The 21,487-nt window shown below is 56.4% G+C and carries 20 protein-coding genes, 1 other RNA gene and 1 pseudogene; 8 read left to right on the top strand and 14 right to left on the bottom strand.

Annotated elements, in window-relative coordinates; all coding sequences use genetic code 11:
* Positions 1-128: 128 nt before the first annotated feature.
* Positions 129-464, bottom strand: a complete 336-nt coding sequence (locus tag BVK86_RS18100; protein ID WP_075947705.1) for a hypothetical protein — start codon at positions 462-464, stop codon at positions 129-131.
* A gap of 622 nt (positions 465-1,086) precedes the next feature.
* Between BVK86_RS18100 and BVK86_RS18095 the strand changes: the two genes are divergently transcribed.
* Both BVK86_RS18095 and BVK86_RS18090 read left to right on the top strand, forming a co-directional pair.
* Complete coding sequence (locus tag BVK86_RS18095; protein WP_075947704.1) at positions 1,087-1,311, top strand: helix-turn-helix transcriptional regulator; 225 nt, start codon at positions 1,087-1,089, stop codon at positions 1,309-1,311.
* A 245-nt stretch (positions 1,312-1,556) separates the two neighbouring features.
* Positions 1,557-2,645 carry a YagK/YfjJ domain-containing protein gene (locus tag BVK86_RS18090; RefSeq protein WP_075947703.1) on the top strand — a complete coding sequence of 363 codons (1,089 nt, stop codon included), beginning with the start codon at positions 1,557-1,559 and terminating at the stop codon, positions 2,643-2,645.
* Positions 2,646-2,670: 25 nt separating this feature from the next.
* Here BVK86_RS18090 and BVK86_RS18085 read toward each other — a convergent pair whose 3' ends face one another.
* The 10 genes and pseudogenes from BVK86_RS18085 to BVK86_RS18040 form a co-directional block, all read right to left on the bottom strand.
* Positions 2,671-3,459, bottom strand: coding sequence for a hypothetical protein (locus tag BVK86_RS18085; RefSeq protein WP_075947702.1), 789 nt, complete (start codon positions 3,457-3,459; stop codon positions 2,671-2,673).
* 47 nt (positions 3,460-3,506) lie between these two features.
* Positions 3,507-3,860, bottom strand: a pseudogene (locus BVK86_RS18080) (tyrosine-type recombinase/integrase); the annotation flags it as partial.
* 19 nt (positions 3,861-3,879) lie between these two features.
* Positions 3,880-5,115, bottom strand: coding sequence for an integrase domain-containing protein (locus BVK86_RS18075; protein ID WP_075947701.1), 1,236 nt, complete (start codon positions 5,113-5,115; stop codon positions 3,880-3,882).
* A 182-nt stretch (positions 5,116-5,297) separates the two neighbouring features.
* Positions 5,298-5,692, bottom strand: a transfer-messenger RNA (tmRNA) gene (ssrA, locus tag BVK86_RS18070).
* 95 nt (positions 5,693-5,787) lie between these two features.
* A complete protein-coding gene (locus BVK86_RS18065) occupies positions 5,788-6,063 on the bottom strand; it encodes a hypothetical protein (RefSeq protein WP_075947700.1) in 276 nt (91 codons plus the stop codon).
* Positions 6,064-6,287: 224 nt separating this feature from the next.
* The gene (locus tag BVK86_RS18060; RefSeq protein WP_075947699.1) at positions 6,288-9,101 is read right to left on the bottom strand and encodes an FAD-binding and (Fe-S)-binding domain-containing protein; all 2,814 of its coding nucleotides are present in this window, start codon (positions 9,099-9,101) and stop codon (positions 6,288-6,290) included.
* Positions 9,098-9,769, bottom strand: a complete 672-nt coding sequence (locus tag BVK86_RS18055) for a LutC/YkgG family protein (protein ID WP_075947698.1) — start codon at positions 9,767-9,769, stop codon at positions 9,098-9,100. Before BVK86_RS18055 ends, BVK86_RS18060 begins: the two co-directional genes overlap by 4 nt.
* A complete protein-coding gene (locus BVK86_RS18050; RefSeq protein ID WP_075947697.1) occupies positions 9,769-11,223 on the bottom strand; it encodes a LutB/LldF family L-lactate oxidation iron-sulfur protein in 1,455 nt (484 codons plus the stop codon). Before BVK86_RS18050 ends, BVK86_RS18055 begins: the two co-directional genes overlap by 1 nt.
* On the bottom strand, positions 11,220-12,044 hold the full coding sequence (locus tag BVK86_RS18045; protein WP_075947696.1) for a (Fe-S)-binding protein: 825 nt from the start codon (positions 12,042-12,044) through the stop codon (positions 11,220-11,222). The genes BVK86_RS18050 and BVK86_RS18045 overlap by 4 nt, the downstream gene beginning before the upstream one ends.
* Before the next feature lie 151 nt (positions 12,045-12,195).
* Positions 12,196-13,890: a lactate permease LctP family transporter gene (locus BVK86_RS18040; protein ID WP_075947695.1), complete on the bottom strand. Its 1,695-nt coding sequence runs from the start codon at positions 13,888-13,890 to the stop codon at positions 12,196-12,198.
* A 262-nt stretch (positions 13,891-14,152) separates the two neighbouring features.
* Here BVK86_RS18040 and BVK86_RS18035 point away from each other — a divergent pair, with 262 nt between their 5' ends.
* Complete coding sequence (locus tag BVK86_RS18035; protein WP_075947694.1) at positions 14,153-14,920, top strand: FCD domain-containing protein; 768 nt, start codon at positions 14,153-14,155, stop codon at positions 14,918-14,920.
* 152 nt (positions 14,921-15,072) lie between these two features.
* Here BVK86_RS18035 and smpB read toward each other — a convergent pair whose 3' ends face one another.
* Positions 15,073-15,555 (bottom strand): SsrA-binding protein SmpB, encoded by a 483-nt coding sequence (gene smpB, locus BVK86_RS18030; RefSeq protein WP_075947693.1) that lies wholly within the window; start codon positions 15,553-15,555, stop codon positions 15,073-15,075.
* A gap of 118 nt (positions 15,556-15,673) precedes the next feature.
* On the opposite strand from smpB, the gene BVK86_RS18025 reads away from it, so the two are divergent.
* From BVK86_RS18025 to BVK86_RS18015, 3 genes are read left to right on the top strand one after another with little or no spacing between them, the layout of a single operon-like run.
* Positions 15,674-17,077 (top strand): sodium-dependent transporter, encoded by a 1,404-nt coding sequence (locus BVK86_RS18025; protein ID WP_075947692.1) that lies wholly within the window; start codon positions 15,674-15,676, stop codon positions 17,075-17,077.
* A gap of 7 nt (positions 17,078-17,084) precedes the next feature.
* Positions 17,085-17,519 carry a type II toxin-antitoxin system RatA family toxin gene (locus tag BVK86_RS18020; RefSeq protein WP_075947691.1) on the top strand — a complete coding sequence of 145 codons (435 nt, stop codon included), beginning with the start codon at positions 17,085-17,087 and terminating at the stop codon, positions 17,517-17,519.
* Positions 17,512-17,826, top strand: coding sequence for an RnfH family protein (locus tag BVK86_RS18015; protein ID WP_075947690.1), 315 nt, complete (start codon positions 17,512-17,514; stop codon positions 17,824-17,826). The genes BVK86_RS18020 and BVK86_RS18015 overlap by 8 nt, the downstream gene beginning before the upstream one ends.
* A 60-nt stretch (positions 17,827-17,886) precedes the next feature.
* On the opposite strand, the gene BVK86_RS18010 is transcribed toward BVK86_RS18015, so the two are convergent.
* Positions 17,887-18,414: an outer membrane protein assembly factor BamE gene (locus BVK86_RS18010; protein ID WP_034148348.1), complete on the bottom strand. Its 528-nt coding sequence runs from the start codon at positions 18,412-18,414 to the stop codon at positions 17,887-17,889.
* Positions 18,415-18,511: 97 nt separating this feature from the next.
* On the opposite strand from BVK86_RS18010, the gene fur reads away from it, so the two are divergent.
* The gene (gene fur, locus BVK86_RS18005; protein ID WP_003197684.1) at positions 18,512-18,916 is read left to right on the top strand and encodes a ferric iron uptake transcriptional regulator; all 405 of its coding nucleotides are present in this window, start codon (positions 18,512-18,514) and stop codon (positions 18,914-18,916) included.
* Positions 18,917-18,989: 73 nt separating this feature from the next.
* Here the strand turns inward: fur and recN are convergent, their stop codons facing one another.
* Positions 18,990-20,663: a DNA repair protein RecN gene (recN, locus tag BVK86_RS18000; RefSeq protein ID WP_075947689.1), complete on the bottom strand. Its 1,674-nt coding sequence runs from the start codon at positions 20,661-20,663 to the stop codon at positions 18,990-18,992.
* Between the two features lie 240 nt (positions 20,664-20,903).
* Here recN and grpE point away from each other — a divergent pair, with 240 nt between their 5' ends.
* A complete protein-coding gene (gene grpE, locus BVK86_RS17995) occupies positions 20,904-21,470 on the top strand; it encodes a nucleotide exchange factor GrpE (RefSeq protein WP_075947688.1) in 567 nt (188 codons plus the stop codon).
* Positions 21,471-21,487 lie beyond the last annotated feature (17 nt).

The following is a 21,487-nucleotide window of genomic DNA, read 5'->3' as shown; positions in this document are numbered from 1 at the left end:
GGCGAGGCCGCTGAGCATTCAGCAGGGAACCTTCGGCATGCGGAGTCGTGATCGAGGAGAGCGGAGCGATGAATCAGATGGTGAGTAGCGCTTGCTTCAAGCGGGAGGCGAGCAGTTCAAACTTCAGGTCAAATAGACTGACGACAGCTAAACGAAAGTCCGCAGTCTAGGCAGAGGAAATTGTCCAAAACTCGTTCATCTACTATCTCGCCGAGTTTGGCGCCAGCGATACAGCCTGTTGCCGCACCTGCTAATCCGCCGAGAATGGCACCGGCAATTCCGCCAACGGCGACCCCAGGAGGGCCGGCGATGACGCCGATAACAGCACCAACCTCGGCCCCGGTCATTGCCCCGGTGACCCCTTGGGCGGCGCCACCGACGGTGCCGATAAGGGCACCGATTTTCTTGGCAATATCTTTGGTCATTACAGAAGCTGATTGGCAGCTTGGACACTGGATGGTCATGAGCGCTTTCCTTTTATAGAGAGATGAAGTCATTGCACGGGCATAGAGCCCATCAAGCAGGTCGCATGGACGATCTGCTTGGATGTGAACTGCCGAGTCGGGAGAGGTAATTGGTGCGCAGAGATCCAGGTTCGTGATGTATGACTGAGATTTTTTTGACTGCGATTTTTGTGTATCGCAGACAGCTGCTTCCTGCTTTTCCCGCTACGAATTGCAAAAATAGCAGGGGAGTGAAGCTGCGGGATGAGCATTTAAAAAGTTGAATGAAACCGGCTATCGCGCCCCGCCCTTTACTGAGGGGAACAGGCATGATTGTTGCTGAGTTTGATTGGATTGGACATGTTTGGATGTGAAAAGATGAGTTTGGATCGTTCGGCAGAACGGTGCGCTTTTAAACTGCGCGTGAATTTTCGATCAAAGAACTAAGTTTTATTTTTGCGAACTAACTTCTGTCGTTATGCACGCGCTGCGCTGCGCGATTAGTCAGGTCGCGCTTCGCTGTCAAGGGGGGTAGCAGCAGTGGCTGTCAACGGCGGGGATTGTTTGCGAGCGATCATGAGGTGAATGACGTGTTCAGCGTTATGCCATAGCCTGTTCTCCAAGCCATACGAGGAGGCCCCTGATGAATACCGAACCTAAAAAAGCAATGCAGATACTGCGAATGGCAGAGGTCACAAGGCGAGTAGGTCTTTCAAAGTCGACTATTTATGATCGAATCAATCCGAAATCCACCCGCTATGATAATACCTTCCCTAAACCAATTAAGATTGGCTTGTCAGCTATTGGTTGGCTAGATGAGCATATAAACGGCTGGATAGAGTCCAGGATAACGCTCGGTCAAGAGTAAGGGTGTTATCAAAAATTCGACACTAACTTTTTTCAGGTTTTATTCTGAGTTTAAATATTTTAGAGCTTGATAAACCCCTCTAGAGGTGAGCGCGGTCAGATATTGCCGTAAGTATTGCGTGGGTGAGTATTGGTTTATATGTTATATCAATAATTATATCTAATATTGAATGTGTGTAATCGCTGCTTTGTATTGAGTGGCGTTACTGGTACGAGCTTGGCGTCTGTAGTGGTCGAGGATGAAATATGAATGATGATTCTGCATGTGCTAATGTGTTGCAAGGTCGTAAAGTTGAATTGGCGTGGAATCATGAAACGCTTAATGATGAGTGGTTTATTCATCCTTCCAATATGTTCGGCGCCGTGGCTGCAATAATTCGGGCGACGAGTGTGATACTGGAGACCAAGGGTGAGGTACTAGCAAAAATTCAATATGCTGCATCAGATACTGGGTTTCACATTGTGTCCTCTAAGCGTGCGGAGATCGTTGTAGAAGCGATGCGCGTCAGTGCATACGAAAGTGGCTATGAAGAAATGAAATCTGTCGTAAAGCTCAGCCCGTATGTGCACGCGTTCTTTGAATTGCGAAGTGAGTTTAAGTATAACTTTAAAGCGTATTCTAAGGAGGGTGCGGACGACAATGTTAAGGATGTTAATGCATACGTTCGCGGTCTTTATGCTCATCTTAACTCCGGTGAGTTCAAGAAGGCAGAACGAAATCATCGGCGAGCTTCTGATAAAAATTTTCGGAGTACTTCTAAATACATTGACGATATTCTGAAGTGCTGCTCCCGATTGCTGGTCGTTCGTGTTGATCTAGGCTACTCAGGAGAGGAAAGCGATTTAATTTCGCGCGAGGGATATGAGGTGCATTCCTATCACCCTGAGATATGCGAGCATCGAAAGTCTTTGTTCAAGGCGCTGTCAAAAAAAGACTCTCCTATATCTATGGTCGGATACGCCTGCAAGCTTGAGTACGGTATCAGGAAGGGGTTTCATTTTCATGTGATGTTGTTCCTGGATGGGTCAAAGCACCGTGAGCATTTAACAATGGGTATTCGTGTAGGAGAGTTATGGCAGCAGGTCACCTGTGGGAAAGGGCACTATTGGAACTGCGTGCCTCGGCCATGGCATAACGTAGATGGCACCGGCCGACTCGATTATTATGATCTTGAGAAATTACAAGAGGTCAAGGAGGCTGCTTCATACCTGACAAAAATTGATCGATGGGTACGTGCTTATTTGCCCGGAGACAAGCGCTCGTTCTATAAAGGGGTAGTAAAAACTGTACAAGGTCAGAAAGGGGGGAGGCCAAGGGCGAAACAATTTTTATAGCGAGCGATTGCTTCTAATATAACCTTCAAGCATTACACTGTTTATTTTGCTCGAAGGCTAGTTTCACTAAGTCATGCTCTTTCATCCAAGCTATCAAACGCTTTTTAAGCATAGCTTTGTCTTGAGTGCTAGGGTATCTAATTCTTTCTTTGTCTAGATACTCTTTGAGTTTTTCCATGATACTCGTAGCTGCTTCATTTTCGTCTTTCCAGCCTTTTTCAGGTCGTAGTTCGTCAAGAAGATCGCAGGTTTTAAGGCGCGCATCGCTATATTTTAAGCTATGCAGTCTTCTGGTGCGTTTTATTGACTTTTGGCGGTCAACTGTATTGTCTTTTGCGAATCTATCTTGGCCTGCATAAGCGTGCTCTAGGCTGAGAAGCAATGTTGGAATTGCTAATGGCGAAAGGCCTGAAAACTTTTTAGCGTCCTTGTGCTCGTCAAAAGCTTTGATGAGATGATTTACTACCGTAAGTTCCTCTCGGCTTAGATATGATAAGAAGTTGGCTGATTTACGCACTGCGGTAGCGATGAGCTTGTCGTCGCTATCTACGATTTTAGATATGTCTGAAAGTAGCTTTTCCCTAGTTTCGGGGGCAAATCGCTGAGTGAAAACTAACAAGCGGTGGACAATTATTTCAAGCGTCTGCTTTAAAGCTTCTTCAATGCTAAGTTTCTCAAGTACAGTCAAAATCCTTCCTGCGGTTGCGATGAACCAGTCCTTTCCTGAGAATAGATCTTTTTCGCAAGCCTGTCTCAATTCGGACTGTTTACGCCGTTTAATACCTTCAATCTGCGCATCTGTAATCGAAATCATACTTCCTCGGAACGTACCAACTCAGAAGTTAATCATAAAAAATTAGCTCAATCTGTCATGAGCGCACGTCGCTTGTCGAGTAGGTCGGAGCGAGAGTACGCCCCCTCAGTTTGGTCACGTTCGTCATGAGCCAACGCCATTTCGCAAACCTCACGTGGGTAGTGAGTGCATTCGCCCGCCCAGTCCCTGAACGAAGAGCGGAAGCCGTGTCGCGTGATATGTTCGTATCCCATGCCATGCAGGCGCGTGCGTATGGCGTTTGCGCGCATCACCCCGGTCTTGCCCTGCCCTGAAAACAAATAGGGTTTTCCTTCTGCTCGCGGAATGCTCTGCACGAGTTTTTCGACGTCTTCCGAAATTGGGATTACGAAAGCCACTCGCATCTTCATGCGCTCATCCGGTGTGAGACAAAAGATAGCTTCAGTCCAGGCGATCAATGATTGCGGAAATCGACAGATTTCCGGTAGCCGCTTCCTTGATGTGCTCGCTCCACCATTTCATCATGGGCCGTCTTCGCTCTATGTAATCTGCCCGATTATACGCGCTACGAACCTCGTCCTTATCGACGTGAGCAAGCGCAACCTCAATCAGCTCAGGATCCCAGCCGTGCTCGTTGAGGATGGTGCTGGCCATTGAGCGCATTCCATGACTAACCAAGCGGCCTCCAAAACCCATACGCTTGAGAGCCATATTGGCGGTTTGGCTGTTGCAATGAGTACGGGGATTCCGGTCTGCCGGGAAGACATGCTCGCGGTGTCCGCTAAGCGGCTTTATAGCCTCCAGGAGCTCCAGAGTCTGTTCCGTGAGCGGGATGATGTGAGTCCGGCGCTTTTTCATTCGCTCCGCAGGTATCGTCCAGGTTTTCTTGCTGATGTCGATGTCTGCCCACCGTGCGGTAGCTGCTTCTGCGGGGCGAGTCATTGTGTGAAGCTGCCACTCGATCAAGCACCGCGTGGTCCTTTTTATACTGGCATTCGCCACCGTCACCATCAGTTCTTTCAACTCGTCTGGGGCGAGTGCTGCCATGTTTTTCTTTTTTGGTTTCTTGAAAACCGAGCGAATCCCGCTGAGTGGATTTGAGTGAATCAAGCCGGAATTCACGCCGTAGGTCATGATCTCGTTAAGACGTTGGCTCAGTCGCTTCACTGTCTCAAGGCTGCCTTTGGTCTCTAGCGGTCTAAGCAAATTTATGACCGCTGGAGCCGTGATTGCTGAGATCGGGGTAGCACCCAAATCGGGAAAGACATGCAGAGTCAAAGAGCGCCAGATGTCTTCAGCATAGGCAGTAGTTACAGAGTCTTTCTTGAGCTCGAACCATGCGGTGGCCACATTTTTGAAGGTGTGTTCCGTAGTCGCTCTTAACGTTTGCCGATCAGCGTCACGCTTCTCTTTCGGATCGAACCCTTGCGCCACCAGCTCCCTGGCCTCTACGGTCCGTTTCCGGGCTTGAGCCAAGCCCACCTCCGGGAAGGTACCAAGGCCCATATTGATCCGCTTTTTGGTTGCTGGGTGGATGTAGTTAAAATTCCACAGCTTTGAGCCATTGGCTCTCACTCTCATCTGAAGGCCGTCGCCATCAGTGAGGATGTAGTCTTTTTCCTTTGGTTTCGCGGCTTTGACTTTGACGTCTGAAAGCCGCGTGGCTTGAGCACCCATGGTGATCTCCGATACTGCGTGTATTCCAAAAAATACCAGTCGTGGGCTTGGAATACCACGTGGAATACACGAATTGTAGGATGAGTTCAGATACCATCGGACCCAGTTGGACCTGAAAGCCCCGTATTTGCTGGATTTCAGGCACAAAAAAAGACGTCCTTGGACGTCTTTAGATGTTGAGGTGGTGGAGCCGGGGGGATTTGAACCCCCGTCCGCCAGTACTCCGCTGTCGGTACTACATGCGTAGCCGTGTCTATTAAGTTAACCCTCAGCGACCCGACGGGCAGGGTGCTTTGGGCGAGTTGTGTAAGTTTTAGCCGCTTCGTCCACAACGTACTGCACGGCGATTCTGTTCTATATGACAATCACTTCGGGTTTACAGACATCCCCTGGTGATTGCTGGACCCGAAGGTACCAGAAGGTAAAGGTCTAAGGCTGCTTACGCAGCGATAGATTTTTCCCCGTAGTAGGCGTCATTGGCAACTATAAGTAGTTGCAACAGTGGATTTACGAGTTCTGTTACCAACTCGGCATGCACCTAAAGTTTCGCAACCGGCGTCGAATCCTAAACGGCCCCGAACTCATTGCTCGTGAATCAAGTGAGCAACAAGCCTGCACAGTCTACGTCAAAGTGGTCCGGAAGGCCAACCCGAAGGTTGGCCCTGCCAGGGATCAGTTCCGGGTCGGGTTTCGAATTTGCATTTTGGTGATGATGCCCGAGGTGACTTCGACGCAATCCTTATCGTTCCCGGCTGCCTGAGAGGCTTTCGCTTTGGTCAGTGCCGCTTTTACGGTGTCCATTGTGCCTTCAGGAAGGGAGGGCGCACTGTCCACGAAATCGTTTATTTGTTGAATATTCCCGGCACACAGATCTTTATCCGCCGCAAACACCGGCGACGCCAACATTGCAGCAGCGATGAACAATCCAGCAATTGCAGAGTGCTTCATGGGATATCTCCTTGCGCATGAGGGCTCGGTGCTGCCGGTGAACGAGGCCGCTGGCCGAGGTGGTTATAAGCCCCTTTCAAAGGGCCTAGTCAAATGACTATAGCCGCGCGTAGGAATTCGGTTTTTTTTTACCAAAAACCGAATACGAGCCGGCTTGCTGGCGATTGATTGCTCAGACCCGCTCGGTGTCGGCTGATCCCAAGCCATCGCCAGCAAGCCGGTTCCTATGGGTATCGGCGAGCTTGCGTTACCCGGTCCACCAGATACACCAGCCCGTGATAATCGATCCCGCCGTGCTGACTCAGGCCTATCTCACAGGTGCGACTGGTGGAGATGCCTTCCTCGCAGTACTGCACGGCGTCTTTCAGGGTGCGCAGGGAATGTGCGTTCAACTCGGGGGTGGTTAAGCCCTTGTCTCCGGCAAACCCGCAGCAGTGAATGCCTTCGGGAATCACCACGTTGTTGCTGCACTTGCGCGCCAGATCGATCAGCGCCTGGCTCTCGCCCAGGTGTTGCGTGCTGCAGGTGACATGCACGGCGATCGGTGCTTCCTGCGGCGTAAAGTCCAGTCGCTCCATCAAATGTGTGCGGATGAAACGCACTGGGTCGTACAGGTCCAGACGCACATCGCCCAAGTCCTGGCTCAGGCGCAAGGTGCAGGGGCTGGTGTCGCAGTAAATCGGGTCGAGGCCGCCACGGCTGGCATGGAGCAGGGCGCCGATCAGTTCCTGGCGTTTGTGTTCGGCCTGTTCGGCATACCCCTTGGAAGCAAACGGCTGGCCGCAGCAGAGGTTGTCCAGATTGTCCGGGAAGATCACTTGATACCCGGCTTTTTCCAGCAGGCCTCGGGTTTTGTCGTACAGCGACATTTGCTCCTTGTCGCCGGCCGCCGGCCCCATGGCCCGAGAAACACAAGCTGCCAGGTACACCACGCGCGGGCGTTCGTCGGTCACTGGCGGGCTGAAGCGAACGGCTTTTTCCGGTTGCGGCATGGCGCTGGTCCATTGCGGGACCTGGCCTTTGGACACGCGCGTCAGCGTTGCCGACCACTTCGCCAGTCGTGGGGCGCCGAGCAACATCCGCGCACCGTTGGCGACGTGCAGGGTGAAACGTGCGCCTTGCAGTGCCGTGGCGAAATTGCCTTCAAGCCAGTTGGCGGTTTTCGTATGGGTGGCGTGCTGGCCGCGAAGTTTTTTCACCAGCTCGCCGGTGTTGATTCCTACAGGGCAACGTTGTGCACAGAGCCCGGTCGCGGCGCAGGTATCGATGCCCTGATATTCGTAAGCGGCCTCCAGTTCGCGGGTGTCGATTCCAGCACGTTTTTTCGCCTGGATATCACGCCAGATCACGATGCGCTGGCGCGGGCTCAGGGTCAGGCCTTTTGACGGGCAGACCGGCTCGCAGAATCCGCATTCGATGCACTTATCCACAATCTCGTCGGCGGCCGGCAAGGGTTTCAAGTGCTTGAGGTGGATCTGCGGGTCTTCGCTGAGCACCACGTCCGGGTTGAGAATGCCGCTGGGATCGAGCAGTCGCTTGAGCTGCCACATCAACTGATAGGCGTCGCTGCCCCATTCCAGCTCAACGAATGGCGCCATGTTGCGCCCGGTGCCGTGTTCAGCCTTCAGCGAACCGCCGAATTCCACTGCGACCAATTGCGCCACGTCATCCATGAACGCCTGGTAGCGTGCGACTTCTTCCGGGCTGTTGAAGCCTTGGGTGAAGACGAAGTGCAGATTACCTTCCAGCGCGTGTCCGAAAAGGATCGCTTCGTCGTAGTGATGTTTGTCGAACAACTCGATCAGGCGATTCACGCCGATGGCCAGTTGTTCCACCGGGAAGGTCACGTCTTCGATGATCACCGTGGTCCCGGTTTTGCGCACGGCACCGACAGCGGGGAAGGTGTCCTTGCGGATCGCCCAGAGACGGGCGTTTTCCAGCGGGTCTTCGGTGAAGTCAACTTGCTTCTCCACCGGGAACGACGCCAGTGACGCCATGATTTGTGCCAGTTGTTCGTGCAGCAACGTGGACGAAGCCGCGCGGGATTCGATCAGCAGGGCGCAGGCATTGTTCGACAGATGCTGTACGAAAGCGGGCATGCCGGGTTTGCTCTGCACCGAGCGCAAACTGCGTCGGTCCAGCAGCTCGACTGCCGACACCGGCTGGCTTTTCAGCACGGTGACGGCGTTGCAGCAGGTTTCCACATCCGGGAACACGATCAGCGCCGAGGCCTTGTTCGGGTGATCGATCACTGTGTCGTAGGTCACCGCGCTGATGAATCCGAGCGTGCCTTCGGAACCCACCAACAAGTGGCTCAAGATATCCACAGGCTCGTCGTAATCCACCAGGGCGTTGAGTGACAGGCCGGTGGTATTTTTCAGACGGTATTTATGGCGAATCCTGGCAGCCAGTTCGGCGTTGGCGCGTGTCTCGCGACCCAACGTCGCCAAGCGTTCAAGCAACCCTGCATGGCTTTGCCGAAACGCCGCGACACTGGCGGCGTCTTCCGTGTCGAGGCGGCTGCCATCGGCCAGCACCAGTCGAATGCCGGCCAGGGTGTGATAGGTATTTTGCGCCGTGCCGCAGCACATGCCGCTGGCATTGTTGGCGACGATGCCGCCGATTTTGCAGGCATTGATCGATGCCGGGTCCGGGCCGATCTTGCGCCCGAACGGCGCCAGCCAGGCATTGGCCTGGGCGCCGATCACGCCGGGTTGCAGGCGAATTTGCGTGCCTTGGCCACGGATTTCGCGACCGTTCCAGTTATCCCCAAGCACGATCAGCACAGAATCGCTGATGGCCTGGCCGGAGAGGCTGGTGCCGGCGGCGCGGAAGGTCACCGGCACTTGATCGCGCTGGGCCAGTTTCAGCAACGCCACCACTTCATCTTCGGATTCGACGCGGATCACCAGTTGTGGAATCAGCCGGTAGAAGCTGGCGTCAGTGCCGAAAGCGAGGGTCGACAACGGGTCGTCGAAACGCCGTTGCGGTGGAATCAGTTGCTGCGCATCACGCAGGAAAGCGGCCGGTAGACTCATTGGTCCTCCAGGATCAGCACCACCAGGTCTTTCGGGCCGTGGGCGCCGTAAGCCAGCACTTGTTCAATGTCAGCGGTTTTCGACGGGCCGGACACCAATAAGGCATTAGTCGGCATGCCTTGCGCCCATTCGAACTCCTGCTGCACCTGATAAAAGTTGTCGCGAATTTCACTGGCCTTGAGCAGGGCGAAATGCACCGATGGCGCGAGGCTCATCATGCGCGGCTCTTCCCGCGTCGGCCAGATGATCAGGCTGCCGGTTGCGGCGATTGCGCCGAGGGTCGTGGTCAGGCTCGCCGGGGTGTCGTTGAACAACTCGGCTTTCCACTCCTCGATCGGACGATCATAGGCCTTGAGCGTCGGCAGGTCGGGATTGTTCTCCCAATACTGTGCGACACGCTGCCCGTGAGGTGTGGTCGGCGCGATCAACAGGCTCGGTAACTGGCGATCCTTGAGCAACTGCCCGAGCAGTTCAGGCCAACCATCACCCGAGGTCAGATGGATTTCCGTGTGCACCGCTTCCATCAGTTTGCGCAGTTGCGGGATGCGTTGTTCCGGAGTGTAGGTGTAAGGCTTCGTCACCAGATCGACATCGAAGTTGTCAGCCACCGGCGTGGTGCCTGTCAGACTTTTACGCAGTTTGGCGAGAATGTTTTGCTTGGCGCTCATCAACGCTCTCCCTGTTTGGCCAGATGCTCGCGAGCCATGTCATGCAATGAGCGGGCGGCAGGTTTCGGGGCGCTGTGGTTTTGCGTCCACGGGCCAACCTTGCTCGGCGTGAGCGCGCGCAGGCGTGTCGCGGCCAAACCGAACAGTCGATACAGCGTCGGTGAGCTGTTGAGTTTCGCCCAGGCATTCCAGATGAAACGCTCTTTGCGCGAATACTTACTGCCTTGGCCGCGCATCACTTGATCTTTGCTGTCCGGCGCTTTGACGTTCTCTTCGCGCAAGCGGCGCAATAACGCAGGAATAGGTATTTTCACCGGGCACACTTCACCGCAGGCTCCGCACAACGAAGAGGCGCTCGGATGATCGGGGACTTTCGCCAGGCCAACCATGTGCGGAGTGATGATTTTTCCGATAGGGCCGGGGTAGACCTCCCCATAGGCGTGGCCGCCAATTCGCGTATAGACCGGGCAATGATTCATACAGGCGCCACAGCGAATGCAGTTCAGGGTCTGGCGCAGTTCGCTATCGGCAAAGGCCTGGCTGCGACCGTTGTCGAGCAGTACCAGATGCACTTCCTGCGGGCCGTCGAGTTCGTGTTCCTTGCGCGGGCCGGAAATCATGTTGACGTAGGTCGTGATCGGGATACCCAAGGCGGAACGGGTCAGCAGTGACAGCAGCGGCACCACGTCGCGCAGGTTTTCCACAACTTTTTCGATGCCGGTGACGGCGATGTGCACCGGTGGCACGGTGGTGGTCATGCGGCCGTTGCCTTCGTTTTCCACCAGCAGCAGGGTGCCGGTTTCGGCCACGGCAAAGTTGACACCGGAAACGCCGATGTCCGCTTCAAAGAACTTCTGGCGCAGGACTCTGCGACCGATCTGAATGAGTTGGTCAACGTCCTTGGTGTATTCCACTCCGAGTTTGTCGTGGAACAAGGACGCGACCTGACCGGCGTTCTTGTGGATCGCCGGCATAATGATGTGAGAAGGCTTCTCATGGTCGAGCTGGACGATGTACTCGCCCATGTCCGATTCCAGGCATTCAATGCCCTGTTCAGCGAGGACATGATTCATCTCCATCTCTTCGCTGACCATCGATTTACCCTTGATCACTTGCCGCCCCTCGTGAGCGCGGATGATCGAGAGGACGATGCCATTGGCTTCGTCCACCGTTTCCGCCCAGTGCACTGTCACACCGTTGCGGGTCAGGTTCTGTTCAAGTTGCTCGAGCAGTTCGGGCAACTTCGATAACGCTCGGGCGCGGACAGTATTGCCCAGCGCGCGTAACTGTTCTCTTTCGTGGGCATCGCTGAAAGCCGCTGCCCGCTTGGTCATCAATGAGTCCATCGCCTTGCGGAAGTTGCCGCGCAATTGCGCATCACCCAAGGCCTGGTGAGCCCGGGTGCGGAAATCTTCTTCCACGGCGACCGTAGGAATAATCTCGGCGGCGCTCATTGGGCACCTCCGGTACGCTGCCAGAGGAAACTGGCCAGATGCTCACCGCGTAACGCTTCCTTTTGTTTTTCCAGCGAGCCGTTGATGTTCATCAGACAACCGCAGTCGGCACTGAGTACCTTGTGCGCGCCGGAGTTCTTCAACGATCGGGTCTTGTCAGCCACCATTGCGCCAGAAATGTCTGGCATACGGACGCTGAAAGTCCCACCGAAGCCACAGCATTCGCTTTCATGGCTATGGTCGACTCGCTCCACATTGCTCAGCTGCGATAACAGCTCACGGCCGTGCAGGTGGGTGTTCATTTCGCGGCGTGCCGAACATGACGTGTGCAACGCTACTTTGACCGGTTCGCCGCTGTCCTTGAGCTGCACCTTGCAGACAAACAACAGGAACTCGGTGAGTTCATAGGTCCTGGCAGCCAGCGCCTCAACCTGTTGCAACGTGTCCGGCTCGTCCTTGAACAAGTCGGCATAGTGCTCGCGCAACATGCCGGCGCAGGAACCTGAAGGCACCACCACCGGATAATCCCCGGCGAATAACGCCAGTTGCGAACGCGCCACGGTCCGGGCTTGCTCGGTATAACCCGAGGTGTACGCCGGTTGTCCGCAGCAGCTTTGCCCTTGCGGATAGTCGACACGGATACCTTCGCGCTCCAGCAAGTGGATCGCGTCCATTCCGGCTTCCGGGTAGAACAAGTCGACTACGCAGGTCCCGAACAGGTACACCCGTTGCGGTTTCTCGCTGGGGTATTGCCGAGGTTCAGGCAGTGGCGGGGCGACACGGGTCGCATTCGGCACCGCGTTGTAAAAAAGCTCGCTCATCAGGCGTGTCTCCGGGTGGGCCCGGTTATCCGTCCGCTGAGGCCGCTGAATATAGAGTGAGATTCTTTCAGCAGCCTTACAGACCGGGTGGTGAATAGCTGACGCCGGAATCGTGGTCCGGCGTCGGTTTTTTCGGTATCGGTTGTGGCGCTTAGTGCACCAGCATGCCGGTGAACCAATAGGCCTGAGCCAATGTGATCAAGCCGACAATCGTTGCGAAGAACAGACTGTGCTTGAGCGTGAAGCGGAACAGGTCCGACTCCTTGCCCACCAGCCCGGTTGCGGCGCAGGCCACGGCGATCGATTGCGGCGAGATCATCTTGCCGGTCACGCCACCGCTGGTGTTCGCCGCCACCAGCAAGGTGTCGTTGACGCCGATCTGGTGTGCGGTGGTCGCTTGCAACGAACCGAACAGTGCGTTGGACGAAGTATCGGAGCCGGTCAGGAACACGCCCAGCCAACCGAGGAACGGCGAGAAGAACGGGAAGGCTGCTCCGGTGCCGGCCAGCACCAGGGCCATGGTCGACGACATGCCCGAGAAGTTGGTGACGAACGCGAAAGCCAGCACCATGCCGATGGACAGGATCGGCCAGCGCAGTTCGTAGAAGGTCTCTTTCAAAGTGGTCAGACCAGTTTTGAGATTGATCTTCAGAACCTGCATCGAGATCAGCGCGGAGAAGAAAATCGCCGTGCCGGTCGCGGAAATCGGGTCAAGCTTGAACACGGCTGGAATGGCCGTCGGGTTCGCCACGATTGGCGCAACCTTGATCACCATCTGATCAAGATGCGGAATGGCGAAGTTGAACACGAAGTTGTACATCGAACCGCCGGCGGCGAACATCGCCTTGAACGGTTTCAGGGTCCAGATGGTGACCAGCACGGTCAGGATCAGGAACGGCGACCAGGCCTTGAAGATTTCTCCGAGGCTGTAAGGCGATGCCACGGTGCTGCGTTTCTGACCGAAACCACCGACATTGGCGGTGACCACGGATGCCGAGACGGCACCGGCGATATGCTGGCCGGCGGCGCGTTTTGGCTGCCAGACTTTCAGGAACAGGGTCAGAGAGATCAGGCTGGCCAGGGCCGAAGTGATGTCCGGCAGTTCCGGGCCGATGAAGTTCGAGGTGAAATACTGGGTCACGGCGAAGCTCAACCCGGCAACCAGTGCAGCAGGCCAGGTTTCGCGGACGCCGCGCAGGCCATCCATCATGAACACCAGCCAGAACGGCACGAACAGCGACAGCAGCGGCAGTTGGCGACCGGTCATGGCGCCGATCTTGAATGCATCGATGCCGGTCACTTGCCCGGCGACGATGATCGGAATCCCCAAGGCGCCGAAGGCTACTGGCGCGGTGTTCGCGATCAGGCACAGGCCTGCGGCGTACAGCGGGTTGAACCCGAGGCCAACCAGGAGGGCGGCGGTAATCGCCACCGGCGCGCCGAAACCGGCCGCACCTTCGAGGAAGGCACCGAAGCAGAAGCCGATCAGCAGCACTTGCAGGCGTTGGTCATCGGTAATCGACAGCACCGAGCTGCGGATCACTTCGAACTGGCCACTCTTGACCGTCAGTTTGTAAAGGAAAACAGCCGCCACGATGATCCACGCAATCGGCCACAGGCCGTAGGCGAAACCGTAGCCCGCAGCGGCGAAAGCCATGTCGACCGGCATCTGGAAGGCAAAAATTGCCACCAGGATCGACAAGGCCAGCGTGATGCTACCGGCGACGTGCCCCTTGAGACGGAACACGGCCAGAGCCAGAAAGAAAAACACGATCGGAATAACGGCCGCGAGCGCGGATAAACCGAGGCTTCCGAGCGGGCTGTAGAGCTGTTGCCAGGTTTGCATATGGGGTGGCCCCTAATTGTTGTTGGTCAGGCACTGATCAGCGTTCTTGGTTAATTGGTAATACCAATTTACAATCGCTGTTGGCTAGGGTAAAAGCCTTGAAGGTGGCGTGTCAATTTGCCGCCCTAAAACTTTTGTCGAATACGTGACCCCCAAGAATCGGCCTTGTGATTGATCAAGTGCTGTAAGGCAGGTGCCGAAGCGGCGGCAATGGGCCAGAATAGAGCGCCGGCGCGCCGTCGGATCGTGGAGAAGATGAGTTATGGGGTTTGATCAGATTCGTCAGCGCCGTTTGTCTGACGATATTGTCGAGCGGCTTGAGGGCATGATCCTCGAGGGCACGTTGAAGGCCGGGGAGCGCTTGCCGGCAGAGCGTGCGCTGGCCGAGCAGTTCGGCGTCTCGCGCCCTTCGCTGCGTGAGGCCATTCAAAAGCTGACCGCCAAGGGTTTGCTGGTCAGCCGCCAGGGCGGCGGCAATTACGTGGTGGAGTCGTTGGGCACGACGTTCAGTGATCCGCTGTTGCAATTGCTGGAGAGTAATCCCGAGGCTCAGCGCGATCTGCTGGAGTTCCGCCACACCCTGGAAGCGTCCTGTGCCTATTACGCGGCGTTGCGCGCCACGGACGTCGACCGCGAGCGGCTGACTGCGGCGTTCAATGAGTTGCAGGACTGTTATTCGCGTCACGATGAAGTGAGTCGCGCGGAAGAGGGCGCGGCCGATGCGAAATTCCATCTGGCGATTGCCGAGGCCAGTCATAACGCGGTGTTGCTGCACACCATTCGGGGGCTGTTCGATTTGCTCAAGCGCAACGTGGTGACCAACATCGGTGGCATGTACAAGCAGCGCACCGAAACCCGAGACATGCTGATCACGCAGCACCGGGAGTTGTATCAGGCGATTATCGAGGGGAGGGCGGAACAGGCGCGTGAAGTCTCCAGCAGGCACATTCTGTATGTGCAGGAGGTGCTGGAAGAGGTGCGTCAGGAAGTGCAGCGCGTTGCCAGGGCGGAGCGGCGCAAGGGGATGTAGCGACGGCGATTCTGTGTGGCGAGGGCGCTTGCTCCCGATCGGCCGCGCAGCAGTCGTCAGCAGAGGCAGTGATAGACGCCGTCAAGCGAGGGGCGCTTCGCCCCTCAGCGGGAGCAAGCTCCCTCGCCACAATGTCGCGGTCTGGCAGAGAATTACTCTTCCTTGCCCTTGTTGCGCACCGCGCGCTGCAACTCGCGACCGGCGTCACGCTCGCGCTCGGTATCGCGCTTGTCGTATTCCTTCTTGCCCTTGCCCAGCGCGATCTCGCACTTGACCATGTGCTTGCTCCAATACCAGGACAGGCACACGCAGGCGTAACCCTTTTGCTGCACGGCGGCAGCGAGCTTCTCGAGCTCGCGTCGGTTGAGCAGCAATTTACGGGTGCGCACCGGATCGGCGATGACGTGAGTGCTGGCCGTCATCAGGGGCGTAATGTGGCTGCCGAGCAGCCAGGCTTCGCCATCCTTGAGCAGCACATAACTGTCAACCAGCTGCAGCTTGCTTGCCCGCAGACTTTTTACTTCCCAGCCGGCCAGGACCAGACCAGCCTCGAACTTATGCTCGATGAAGTAATCGTGTCGCGCCTTTTTATTTTGCGCGATGGTCCCTGTTGGGTGTTTCTTCTGTTTAGCCATAGGGGCGGCATTATAGGGAGTTGCGAGCGAGTCGGCTACGGTGTTGCTACGTGCTTGAGCAGGTTGATTGAATCCCGGACAATGCGCGCTCTTTTTCGAACGCTTGGGCGTGATAACGATGTCGACAGACAAGGTTTCTGTCCACGGCAGTTGGGCTAGCCGCTGGGTCTTCATACTCGCCGCGACCGGTTCGGCCGTGGGCTTGGGTAGTATCTGGAAATTCCCCTACATGGTTGGCGTCTATGGCGGCGGCGCGTTTGTGCTGATGTTCCTGGCCTGTATCGCGCTGATCGGTGTGCCGGTCATGCTCGCGGAAACCCTGATCGGCCGGCGCGCCCGGCAGAGCCCGGCCAATGCCTTGAAGGTGCTGGCGCTGGAGGCGGGGCATTCGGCCAAGTGGTCGTGGGGCGCATTCGCCGGGATGATCACGGCGTTGCTGATCCTGTCTTTCTATAGTGTGGTTGGCGGCTGGTCGCTGGATTACATCATCGACATGGGCCGTGGCGACTTCCAGGGTGCGACCCCCGATCAGGTGGGCGCTTACTTTGGTGCAGTGATCGCCGATCCATGGCGGCTGACACTTTGGCACACAGTGTTCATGCTGCTGTCGGCCGTGGTGATTGCCAAGGGTGTGGTAGCCGGGCTTGAGCGCAGCTTGCGGATCATGATGCCGCTATTGTTTGTGATGATCCTTGTGCTGCTGGGCTACAGCATGACCACCGGGCATTTCATGGAAGGCGTGCATTTCATGTTCGACTTCCACCCGGAAAAGGTCATGGACGGCTTGCTGCCAGCGATGGGGCATGCCTTCTTTTCCCTGAGTGTCGGCGTTGGTTCGATCATGATCTACGGCGCCTACATGCCGAAGGATTCGTCGATATCCGGCACTGTTGTCGGCGTTGCACTGCTCGATACCTTCGTTTCACTGGTCGCCGGTCTGGCACTCTTTCCGATTGTGTTTGCCGGGGGGTTGAACCCGAGCGAGGGCCCTGGCCTGATGTTTGTCAGCCTGCCTTTTGCCTTTGGCAACGTAGCGTTTGGCCAGTTGATGGGCGTAGTGTTCTTCGTGTTGGTTGCGATTGCGGCGTGGAGTTCGGCCATTTCGCTGCTCGAACCCATGGTGGCTTACTTGGTCGAGCGCTCGAAAGTCAGTCGGGCCTGGGTCACGTTCTGGCTGGCTTTCATCTGCTGGTTTGTCGGTCTGGGCACAGTGTTTTCCTTCAATATCTGGAAGGAAGCCAAGTTTTTCGTGAACGAAGGCGGGTTGTTCCACCTCTACCAATGGGGAGCGGCAGGCGGTCTCGACTTCTTCGGCGTGATCGATTTTTTCACCTCGCGGATCATGCTGCCACTCGGTGGGCTGTGTTTCGTGGTGTTTGCAGGCTGGGTGATGGGCCGTGACGCGGTGCGTGAGGAATTGTCCATCCGCAACCCGGCATTGTTCGCTCTGTCCCTGTTTTTGATGCGCTATGTGGCGCCCATCGGCATTCTCGTAGTGTTTGCCGCCCAGCTCTGGAAGTAACGCTGACATGACGACACACATTTCACGATCAGCCCTGCTGCCGTATCCGGCGCAAGCGCTTTATGACCTGGTCAACGACGTTGCGCGGTATCCGGAATTCCTGCCGTGGTGCTCAGCGGCTGAAGTCCTGGAGAGTTCTCCCGAGCACATGCGCGCCAGCGTTGGTGTGGCCAAGGGCGGGCTCAGCCAGCATTTCGTGACGCGCAATACCCTGGTGCCTGGTCAATCGATCGAGATGAACCTGGAAGAAGGGCCGTTCACTCAGCTGCACGGCGTCTGGGTCTTCAAACCGTTGGGTGAGAAGGCCTGCAAGATCAGCCTGGACCTGTCGTTTGACTACGCGGGGCCGATTATTCGTGCCACCTTGGGGCCTTTGTTCAATCAGGCCGCCAATACGCTGGTGGATGCGTTCTGCCAGCGTGCCAAGCAAATGCATGGTTGAGGTGATGATCGAGGTCGAGGTGGTGTATGCCGCTGAAGATCGTCAGGTGCTCATGTCGGTCGCAGTGCCGGCGGGGACCACGGTTCGTGCTGCATTGTTGAAGTCCGGGATCGGTGATGTGTTTGCCGAGCTGGACTTGGCTGAATGCCCGGTGGGTATCTTCGGCAAGGTGATTGGCGATTCCGACACCCGAGCGGTCCAGTCGGGAGATCGCATCGAGATTTACCGGCCGCTGCTGGCAGATCCCAAGGAAGTCCGGCGACTTCGGGCTGCCAAGGCGGCCGAGGCCAAAGCCCGGAATCAATGAATTGCAAAACAGCAGGTAATAAAAAACCCGGGCATGCCGGGTTTTTTATTGCGTCGCAAATTATTGCGGCGAGGTGTCCAGTGGTTCTGGAGTCGGAACAGGAACGGTTTCTACGCCGTCGACGTCCTTTTGAATCTGATCCAGCAACGAACCTGGCTTGACCGGTTTTTCCGGTTTCGGCTTCTCGACGTTTTCTGCCGGTGCGGTGACAGTAGTGCCACTGTCCTTGCCGAGAATCGCCTCGTCGCGGCTCACGCCCGGCATGAAATCGCCGGAGAGACTGACAAGCTGGTCATTTGGGTTGAAGATAACGCTAATGCGTTCCTGTTGGCGTTCACCGCCCCCTGGTTGCAGGCTGTACAGGTAATCCCAGCGATCGGCATGGAACGTGTCGGTCAGCAGAGGGTTACCCATGATAAACCGTACTTGCTTTCGGGTCATTCCCGGGCGTAACTGGTCTATCATGTCCTGCGTGACGACATTGCCCTGCTGGATGTCGATTTTGTAAACCCCGGGGAATGAACAACCGGCGAGTGCGAGCAGTCCCACAAAGGTGAAACTGGTTAGCAAGAGCTTGGTGTTTTGCATCGGTGGGCGACTTCCACTATCTTGGCTGGGACAACGTAAACGCCGATCATACCCGCATTAAGAGAAGCTGCGAAGCAGCATCGCGAGAAAGCTGACCATGGTTGAAAATAGCGAACTACGCAAAGCCGGCCTCAAAGTGACCCTGCCACGGGTCAAAATTCTGCAAATGCTCGACTCCGCCGAGCAACGCCACATGAGTGCTGAAGATGTCTATAAGGCACTGATGGAGGCTGGTGAGGACGTCGGTCTGGCCACGGTTTACCGTGTACTGACTCAGTTCGAGGCAGCTGGCCTTGTGGTGCGGCACAACTTTGACGGAGGCCATGCGGTCTTCGAGCTGGACGACGGCAAGCATCACGACCATATGGTCAACGTCGAAACCAGCGAAGTGATCGAATTCTTCGACGAAGAAATCGAGCGCCTGCAGAAAGCGATCGTCGACAAGTACGGTTTCGAGATGGTTGATCACAATCTGGTGCTGTACGTACGCAAGAAAAAGTAAGCATGTCGCGCGAACCTGGTTCGCGAAACGAACGAAGGCGACCTTAGGGTCGCCTTCGTGCTTTCTGCGTACCTTAAACTTTTGCCGCCACCACCATTTTTTTCGCGTGAGCCAGGGACTCCTTGGTGAGATCGATGCCGCCGAGCATCCGGGCGACCTCTTCCACGCGATCGTTCTTGCTCAATTTGGAGACGGCCGTGCGAGTAGCGTCTTCGCCTCGTACCTTGTGGACAAAAAGATGTTGGTGCCCCTGTGCCGCTACTTGCGGCAAGTGGGTCACGGTCAGCACCTGTCCGCGCTCGCCGAGTCGACGCAGCAACTGGCCGACAATTTCGGCCGTCGGGCCACCAATGCCCACGTCCACTTCGTCAAACACCAAGGTCGGCACGCGAGAGGTCTGTGCGGTAATGACCTGAATCGCCAGGCTGATCCGCGACAGTTCGCCGCCGGATGCCACTTTCGCCAGGGCTTTTAATGGCTGGCCCGGGTTTGCGCTGACCAGCAGTTCGACCTGTTCGAGGCCGTTCGGCAACAGTTCATCGCTGCTATTGGGGCGAAGCTCAATGGTGAAGCGGCCGCCGGGCATGCCAAGGCGCTGGATTTCCTGCTCCACGGCGCTGGCCAGGCTGCTTGACGCCTGGTGGCGCAAGTCACTCAGCTCCCGGGCCTTCTCCTGATAATGACGGGCATAGGACGCCAGCTCTTCGCTCAGTCGCTCGATGGATTCGTCGTTGGCATTCAGGGTTTCGATTTCATCCAGCAGGCGTTGCTGCATCTCCGCGACTTCGGTCGGCTGGATGCGATGTTTGCGCGCCATGGTGTAAATCGCGTCGAGACGCTCTTCCAGATATTGGAGGCGCGCAGGGTCGGCATCGAAATTATCCAGGAATCGGTTTAGCTCCCCGACGGCTTCCTCCACCTGGATCTGGGCACTGGTCAGCAGGCTGCTGGCTTCACCGAGTGCGCCGATGGAACTGTTCGCGCTCGACAGACGATTGAGGCTGGCGGTAAGAGCATTCAAAACGTTGCCGGAGTCGCTTTCGCTGCATTGCTCGACCACTTGCCGGCAAATCCCCAGCAAGGTTTCGGCATTGGTCAGGTTCTTGTGTTCCTGTTCCAGCTGTTCCAGTTCGTTGTCGCCCAGGCCGAGATTTTCCAGTTCTTCCAGCTGATAGCTGAGCAGTTGATGGCGGGCGCGTTGCTCATCGCCGGAATTGGAGAGGCGTTCGAGCTCCTGGCGAGTCTGGCGCCAGCGCTGGGCGGCGAGCTGTACCTGGCGGGCGAGATCGGTTGCGCCGGCGTATTCGTCGAGCAGGCGGCGGTGGGTATCCGTCTTGAGCAGGGATTGGTGCTCGTGCTGGCTGTGGATATCGATCAGCAACTCGCCCAGCGACTTGAGGTCGCCGAGCGGGCAGGGCGTGCCGTTGATATAGCCGCGTGAACGTCCTTCGGCGGTGATTACCCGGCGCAGGATGCACGGGCCGTCGTTTTCGAGGTCGCGTTCGGCCAGCCAGGTGCTGGCTTCCGGAATGTCCGCCAGGTCGAAGGTTGCCAGGATGTCGGCCTTGTCTGCGCCGGGGCGAACCACGCCGCTGTCGGCGCGATCGCCCAGCGTCAGGCCCAGGGCGTCGAGCATGATCGACTTGCCGGCGCCGGTTTCACCCGTGATCACGCTCATTCCGCGATCGAGTTCGAGATCGAGATGTTCAACGATGGCGTAGTTATGTACGGACAGGTGCACCAGCATAAAGGCCGCTCCCAGGCTTTAGGTCTGGTTATTTATACAGTGTTTTGTTTCTGGCTGACAATGCCCTCGCTTAGCTCGTTTCGTTTGATCCGACGAAATCGTTAGCGCAGCAAGTAATACCAATGCAGAGCTTTTTGTAGGGTTAATCACATCGCCCCCCTTGAAGCCGGATTTTGCGGCCCCATATAGCTGGGCAGAAGCGCGAGTTGAGCTCGCGGACGATATTGAAAGGAGAATTCTATGGCTGACGAACAGACAGTGGATACGCAAAATCAAGACGCCGATCAGGCTCCTCAAGCTTCGGGTGATGACCTGGCGGCCCGTGTACAAGTGCTCGAAGAGCAGCTGGCAGGCGCGCAGGATCAAGCTTTGCGTGTAGCCGCCGATCTGCAGAACGTCCGCCGTCGCGCCGAGCAGGATGTCGAAAAGGCTCACAAATTCGCGCTGGAAAAATTCGCCGGCGACCTGCTGCCGATCATCGACAGTCTCGAGCGTGGCCTTGAGTTGTCGAGCCCGGATGACGAAAGCATCCGTCCGATGCGCGAAGGCATCGAACTGACCCTGAAAATGTTCCAGGACACCCTGAAGCGTTATCAGTTGGAAGCGATCGATCCGCATGGCGAACCGTTCAATGCCGTTCTTCATCAGGCGATGGCCATGCAGGAAAGCGCCGATCTCGAGCCGAACAGCGTGCTCAAGGTGTTCCAGAAGGGCTATCAGCTCAATGGTCGTCTGCTGCGCCCGGCAATGGTCGTGGTCAGCAAGGCTCCGGCACCGGTTTCGCCTTCGATTGACGAGCAGGCTTGAAATTAGCCGCAAGGCCC

Source organism: Pseudomonas reinekei (assembly GCF_001945365.1).
Classification (GTDB): Bacteria; Pseudomonadota; Gammaproteobacteria; order Pseudomonadales; family Pseudomonadaceae; genus Aquipseudomonas; species Aquipseudomonas reinekei.
The sequence above is the reverse complement of the archived record's forward strand: the minus strand, read 5'-3'. Positions and strand labels throughout refer to the sequence as shown.

Excerpts from the sequence above, each read along its gene's own strand:
- BVK86_RS18100 (WP_075947705.1), bottom strand. The coding sequence starts at position 464 with ATGACCATCCAGTGTCCAAGCTGCCAATCAGCTTCTGTAATGACCAAA.
- BVK86_RS18095 (WP_075947704.1), top strand. The coding sequence starts at position 1,087 with ATGAATACCGAACCTAAAAAAGCAATGCAGATACTGCGAATGGCAGAG.
- BVK86_RS18090 (WP_075947703.1), top strand. The coding sequence starts at position 1,557 with ATGAATGATGATTCTGCATGTGCTAATGTGTTGCAAGGTCGTAAAGTT.
- BVK86_RS18085 (WP_075947702.1), bottom strand. The coding sequence starts at position 3,459 with ATGATTTCGATTACAGATGCGCAGATTGAAGGTATTAAACGGCGTAAA.
- BVK86_RS18075 (WP_075947701.1), bottom strand. The coding sequence starts at position 5,115 with ATGGGTGCTCAAGCCACGCGGCTTTCAGACGTCAAAGTCAAAGCCGCG.
- BVK86_RS18065 (WP_075947700.1), bottom strand. The coding sequence starts at position 6,063 with ATGAAGCACTCTGCAATTGCTGGATTGTTCATCGCTGCTGCAATGTTG.
- BVK86_RS18060 (WP_075947699.1), bottom strand. The coding sequence starts at position 9,101 with ATGAGTCTACCGGCCGCTTTCCTGCGTGATGCGCAGCAACTGATTCCA.
- BVK86_RS18055 (WP_075947698.1), bottom strand. The coding sequence starts at position 9,769 with ATGAGCGCCAAGCAAAACATTCTCGCCAAACTGCGTAAAAGTCTGACA.
- BVK86_RS18050 (WP_075947697.1), bottom strand. The coding sequence starts at position 11,223 with ATGAGCGCCGCCGAGATTATTCCTACGGTCGCCGTGGAAGAAGATTTC.
- BVK86_RS18045 (WP_075947696.1), bottom strand. The coding sequence starts at position 12,044 with ATGAGCGAGCTTTTTTACAACGCGGTGCCGAATGCGACCCGTGTCGCC.
- BVK86_RS18040 (WP_075947695.1), bottom strand. The coding sequence starts at position 13,890 with ATGCAAACCTGGCAACAGCTCTACAGCCCGCTCGGAAGCCTCGGTTTA.
- BVK86_RS18035 (WP_075947694.1), top strand. The coding sequence starts at position 14,153 with ATGGGGTTTGATCAGATTCGTCAGCGCCGTTTGTCTGACGATATTGTC.
- smpB (WP_075947693.1), bottom strand. The coding sequence starts at position 15,555 with ATGGCTAAACAGAAGAAACACCCAACAGGGACCATCGCGCAAAATAAA.
- BVK86_RS18025 (WP_075947692.1), top strand. The coding sequence starts at position 15,674 with ATGTCGACAGACAAGGTTTCTGTCCACGGCAGTTGGGCTAGCCGCTGG.
- BVK86_RS18020 (WP_075947691.1), top strand. The coding sequence starts at position 17,085 with ATGACGACACACATTTCACGATCAGCCCTGCTGCCGTATCCGGCGCAA.
- BVK86_RS18015 (WP_075947690.1), top strand. The coding sequence starts at position 17,512 with ATGGTTGAGGTGATGATCGAGGTCGAGGTGGTGTATGCCGCTGAAGAT.
- BVK86_RS18010 (WP_034148348.1), bottom strand. The coding sequence starts at position 18,414 with ATGCAAAACACCAAGCTCTTGCTAACCAGTTTCACCTTTGTGGGACTG.
- fur (WP_003197684.1), top strand. The coding sequence starts at position 18,512 with ATGGTTGAAAATAGCGAACTACGCAAAGCCGGCCTCAAAGTGACCCTG.
- recN (WP_075947689.1), bottom strand. The coding sequence starts at position 20,663 with ATGCTGGTGCACCTGTCCGTACATAACTACGCCATCGTTGAACATCTC.
- grpE (WP_075947688.1), top strand. The coding sequence starts at position 20,904 with ATGGCTGACGAACAGACAGTGGATACGCAAAATCAAGACGCCGATCAG.